The 5,947-nt window shown below is 38.7% G+C and carries 4 protein-coding genes; all 4 read left to right on the top strand.

Features of this window, described 5'->3' with window-relative positions; genetic code table 11:
• Window positions 1-2,094 (top strand): TonB-dependent receptor plug domain-containing protein (locus tag E5A76_RS03540; RefSeq protein ID WP_316247317.1); only part of this gene is annotated, 2,094 nt, incomplete at its 5' end.
• A 9-nt stretch (window positions 2,095-2,103) separates the two neighbouring features.
• Window positions 2,104-2,721: a YfiR family protein gene (locus E5A76_RS03535; protein ID WP_161118116.1), complete on the top strand. Its 618-nt coding sequence runs from the start codon at window positions 2,104-2,106 to the stop codon at window positions 2,719-2,721.
• On the top strand, window positions 2,718-4,724 hold the full coding sequence (locus E5A76_RS03530) for a diguanylate cyclase domain-containing protein (RefSeq protein WP_161118115.1): 2,007 nt from the start codon (window positions 2,718-2,720) through the stop codon (window positions 4,722-4,724). The genes E5A76_RS03535 and E5A76_RS03530 overlap by 4 nt, the downstream gene beginning before the upstream one ends.
• A gap of 784 nt (window positions 4,725-5,508) precedes the next feature.
• A complete protein-coding gene (locus E5A76_RS03525) occupies window positions 5,509-5,898 on the top strand; it encodes a hypothetical protein (protein WP_053989461.1) in 390 nt (129 codons plus the stop codon).
• Window positions 5,899-5,947: the final 49 nt, after the last annotated feature.

Here is a 5,947-nt window from a genome sequence, read left to right as displayed (position 1 = left end):
TCATTTTATAGCGTTTCTTCAGCTTCATCAGAAATCGATAGTTTGATGTCGATGGATTTAGATGAGTTAACAACTCAGAACGTGACAGTCACAACGGCAGCTAAAAAAGAGCAGTCGCTTAATGAAGTACCCGCTGCGTTATATGTGATCACCAATGAACAAATTCGCCGTAGTGGCGTACGCTCTATTGCCGAAGCTCTCGCATTAGCACCCGGAGTACAAGTAACCAAGATCAGTGAATTTAATTGGCAGGTTTCTCTGCGCGGTTTAAATGAAACGCTTTTTAATAAATTGCTGGTGATGGTGGATGGACGCAGCGTCTTTAGCCCTCTCATGTCAGGTACTTTTTGGCATACCATTGATACGATTTTAGATGATATTGATCGTATTGAGATCTTACGCGGTTCTGCTGGCACGATGTGGGGGGGGAATGCGACCAATGGTGTTATTAATATTATTACTAAAAATAGTAATGAAACCTTAGGTCAGTTTTTAGAAATAGCGCATGGTCAATATAATTATAAAGAAGCAGACTACCGTTATGGTTTTCAATTAAATGATTTCACAACAGCAAGGTTATCAGTAAAAGGTGTTCAATCTGATTATTACTCATTTAATGACGATGAGTGGAATAATTATAATGTTGCGTTTCGTACCGATTATATTGAAGAAGATCAGTTCTTAACTTTCCAATTAGGTGGTTACCATACGAAGTCAGAGCATTTTAGTTGGTATACCTATGATATTTTGGATAAGCCTGTTCATCCTTTGTATCCTAATACAGCGATAGTAGCGAACCCTTCACTATTAACAGATTATTCTCGTGGTGTTTATTCGAGTCTTAATTTTGGTAAGAGGGTGGGTGATACTCAATATAAGGGGTCATTATGGGCAGATACTAATTCACGTACAGAGCCAACAGCGAATGGTAAATACAGTACGGTGAATGGTGATGTATTAATGATCACTAAATTGAACGAACAAAATGAATTAACTCTAGGTATTGGTGCGCGTTCTACTCGCTTAAAAATTCCAACGGCTAAGCACGATTATTATACTGATATGCAGCCTTATCAGCGCATAACATCAGATCATGTGCAGAGAGAGCAGATCTACAATGTGTTCTCGCAGTTAGAAACGCAACTGACAGATAAAGTCACATCAAGCCTTGGGGTTAAAGTTGAGCATTTCACTCGTAATCATACAACTGAAGTAGAACCTCAATTAAGACTGCATTATAAAGCAACGGATGATCATCAATTATGGACGGGAATAGGTCGTGCCGTAGTGACGCCATCTGCAGTTGACTCAACAACAGATATGTTTGTTTTAGGTAATGCGATAGCTGCTATTCCCAATTGTGATTTATCTCAGCACCCATCGTGTGTGGGTATTTATCCTGCGATGAATTATACCGCTGGCAATGAAGATCTAGACAATGAGTCAGTCGTGACTTGGGATGTGGGTTACCGTGGTAAATTGACTGATACATTCTCTCTTGACGCCACTATTTTTTATAGTGAATACGATAACTTACGTATGATTGATGATGGTCGTTGGATATGTACTTATGGTTACTGTGAAGATGGTACTACGTTACCTGGAGGTACAGCTATTTTCCGAAATAGTTACAGCGATAACTTAAAAGCGCAAAGCTATGGTGCTGAGTTAGCTTTGTTCTGGCAACCAACAGAAGCGATCAATTTTAATACCTCATACAGTTTTATTGATACCCAATCAGAGTGTGATTCACGTTACAGAACTTGTGATACGTACCTCAATGGTGGCTATAAAGCATTATATGATCATCAGCCAAATCATTATGGCTCTATCCAAATGATGTGGACGCTTAATCCACAATGGCAAATTGATTGGTGGTTAAAGCATAAAGGATCAGTGTCATCATCATTGGAATATTATGAAGCGCCAGCTATTACCACGATGGATTTGCGCGTTGCATGGCAGCAAAAACACTCGTGGCCGTTAGTAGAGTTTGTTGTTGATGGCTTGGGTAGCTCGACTTATGAAGATATGCCCAATAAAGCACTGTTAGAAGAAACGGTATTTATGCGCTTGTCGTGGACAAAACTATAGTGGGGCGGAATGCAAAGTAACGATTGCACACCGAGCAATATGATGAAACAGATAATGGTGGGGCTTTTTGTTAAGCCTTACCATTTTTGCCGTCTGTACACTTTGTATTTTATGGTGGCTTTGGCATTTTTTATCAATGTCTTAGTCCATAAAGCATATGCTAATAATGCTGCCGATTATGAAATTTCAGCCGTGTATATTTATCGTTTTTCGCAATTTATTACGTGGCCGAAAAAGAGCGAAAAATTGACTTACTGCACACTCGGTACTGACAAGGTAGCATTAACCTTAAGTCGATTACTGAAAGCGAATCATAGTGGAAACAACATCGTTACGTTAACGAATATCAATCAAATTAACCAATGTCATATTGCGTATATTTCACCTCAGCGAGAACTCGATCTTAATCAGATCCCTATTAAGCAAGGGGTCTTAACAATTGGTTCGGGTGAAGCATTCTTAAATAAAGGTGGCATGATTGAACTGCGTTCAATGGATAATAAAGTGCGCCCAGCTATTGCATTAACACATGCTAAAAAAGCCGAACTTTTGATTAGCTCCAAGCTATTAAAAATCGCGATTCTTCCGACGCTAGAGAAAGACGATCACAAAGGAGTGCAACCATGAGTAAATCTTGGATGAACGCACTTTCTTTTAATCAGCGTTTATATTTACCGCTCGTGTTTTTTGTTGTTTCACTATTTTTGGTATTCCAAACATTAGGCTCGTATAAATACATTGAAAGTGAAAAGCAGAATCTCGTTAATCGTACAAATATTCTGGCTACAGGTATTGGTACAAACTTAACGGCAGCGATTCAGTTTGATGATCCATTAACAGCGAATGAGATTTTATCCGCATTTTGTGCTGATCCTATGATTGTGTCTGTTTCGGTGATGAAAGATCTGAAAACAGTATTTGCTAAATTTCAGAATGAAGAATTGCCCGTGGTTATACCAACCGAAGCTGAAAAGACGATAGCTCATCGTGAAGGGCATGTATTTAGCCATAATCATTTGTTTATGGTGGTACCGATTTATATTGAGGGTGAACAATTAGCAACATTGAATATTGTGGTTTCGCTCTCGGTACTTGAAGATATTAAGGCCTCACAAATTGAAGTCAGCATGTACTTATTGGTGACACTCGTCTTAGTCAGCATCTTTGTTGTTCATCGTCTACGACATTGGATGATCAGCCCAATTCGTCAGCTAAACGATGCAATGATCAATGTTATTCACTTTGATCAAACGGACACGATTGAGCAGTCCTCAGCGTCAAAAGATGAAATTAGTGCGTTAATTGATTGTTTTAATACGATGATTATTAAACTTAATCAACGTGAATCAAAGATTAAGCATACGATCTCTCAATTGGAGAATGAAAAAGCGTTTGCTGATGATGTGATCAGTACGGTTCAACATGCTTTATTAGTTGTGGATCGTACGGGGCGTATTTTGTTAGCAAATGAGAGTTGTAGTTCACTTTTTCCTTATTCGCCTCAGGCACTGCAAGCTCGTCATATAAGTAAGGTGATCAATCCTATTGAGTCCGATACGTTCCAGAAGCAGCTACAGGCAGTGCTGAAAGGTAACGCACAATTTAATCATGAGCTAATTAAAGCCAAAAATGGCAAAGGAGCCGCCATTTATCAAGTTGTGAGTCAGCCTTTGCCGCATAAACAACAGATTTTATTTGCCCTTGAAGATGTTACTGAGAAATGTCATGCGGAGCGCCAGCAACAGTTAGCGGCAAAAATATTTGAAAATAGTAGTGAAGCGATTCTGTTACTGGATAGCCGTGGTCATATAGAAATGGTGAACCGTGCTTTTAGTCGTTTAATTGGTTTAAAGCGTTCAAAGTTGGTTGGTAAATATTATCGCTCAGTAATAACAGCATCAGATAATTTACCAATGAAGAAAGAGATCATGATGGCGCTGTCATTGCATCAACAATGGCAGGGGGAGTGTGCGATCTATAATCGCCAGCGTAAAGTATCGATCCCATTACAATTAAAAGTTAATCAGATCATTGATAGTGATACACAGGCAAGCCAGATTGTCATCATGGCATCTGATATGAGTTCAGTGAAAGAAGCCCAGCGATTAGCCCATATTGCACAACATGATACGTTAACTCACCTACCGAACCGTGAATTTTTACATCGTTATCTGATTGAGCAACTGTCAGCGACTCGTGTTGAAACCATGGCTGTGCTGTTTATTGATTTAGATGGCTTTAAGTTTGTGAACGATACTTATGGGCATGAGATTGGTGATCAGGTACTGCAAATTGTGGCGAAGAAATTGATGATGAGCATTCGTCAAAATGACATTGTCACTCGATTAGCAGGGGATGAGTTTGTAGCGGTGTTAAATCCAGTGAAAACTCGAGAGCCTATTTTGAAAATTGGTAGCCGTATAATTAATAACCTGTCACAGCCGATAAATATTAAGGGACATATTATACATGTAGGGGCGAGCATTGGTTGTTACTACATTGAACCTGATGATGTGACGGGTATTGATAGCGTGTTGCACTGTGCTGATATGGCAATGTATCAATCGAAGATGCAGGGTAAAGGACGTATTACTGAATTTAATCGTATTAGCAACGTTGAATCAGCATAACCGGATTTAAAAGAAAGAGTATCTTGCGTCCTAATTTCTGCAAGTAAGGTGTAAGAAAAACAAATAAGATGTAAGAAAAAAGAGAGGGCGCAACTTTCGTTGCGCCCTTTGGTCTTACTTGCAGCTATCCCGCTACTATGGTGCTCCTTGCCTCATTCCTTTGACTGCTGTAATCCGTCAGCATTATCCTTTTTACTTCTTCCTGAAGTGGTTCCTGTGGCTTCCGTAACCCGTTACAACGTCCTGTTATAACTCTCTTCTCTTTCCTTAGAGGTGTCCTTTACTTCTTCTTGAAGTGTTCCTTGTGTCATCCCGACCAGTAAATATCCTATTTACTTTTTACTGCTTCCAGCAGTTTCCTTCACAGTCCTTGTCTGATAAACCATCCTAGTTCATCACATCTCATCCTGAGATCACCAACATCCTTGGTTCCAATCCTGTTCCGTTATGTCATTTCCCTCTGACACTGTAAATATTAGGTAAAGCCAAGCGTAAAACCTAGATACTTAGTCATAAATACTTTTTATGCTGTCATTTTTTGATTTTTATGCTTTACATTTACTTTATTAAAAACAAGTAATTATGAAATTTAATAAGAAGTTTTAGATCATATTATGCGTGATTATCCTAATTGTTTGTAAGAGATCTCTTACAAGGTACGAGGATAAAAGAGAAGTTTTAAACGCGGTTTAAATTAACAAAAGAAGTATGCTGAATTTACATTGCTATAAAATACGATTTTTCCCCTATGTTAAAGTTAACAAAGAAAATAGAGGGGAATTTTATGAAACACATTTTGTTGCTAATGGGGTTATGTGTCACTTTCAGTGCTTCTGCTATGGATCAGAATCTATATAACACATTAGGGCAGATTGTGTATGTTGAACATGATATGGGGCGAGATTGGGTTATAGCAGATGACATACATTGCTATAGTGAAAAGAATGAGATGCAATGTCGCTACAAAGAAGGCACGAAACAACGTTCGGTTGAAGGTGAACTTGCCCAGCAACTTGTGACTGCACTTCAGCCTTTTCTTTCTCTGGATGCGGCAGAAAAAGATAATGTTCAGCAGGCTACGGTGAAAATGGCGAAGTGTTTAAAACAACAGACAAAAAATAATTTTGGTGAACCTGTTGGGGATTATCAATATCAATGCTTTATTGAAAAGTAGATATACCCAGCCATTTAAGTTACTTGGGCATAATATTCATTATTCATCT

Source organism: Photobacterium lucens, assembly GCF_009873615.1.
GTDB lineage: Bacteria > Pseudomonadota > Gammaproteobacteria > Enterobacterales > Vibrionaceae > Photobacterium > Photobacterium lucens.
The sequence above is the reverse complement of the archived record's forward strand: the minus strand, read 5'-3'. Positions and strand labels throughout refer to the sequence as shown.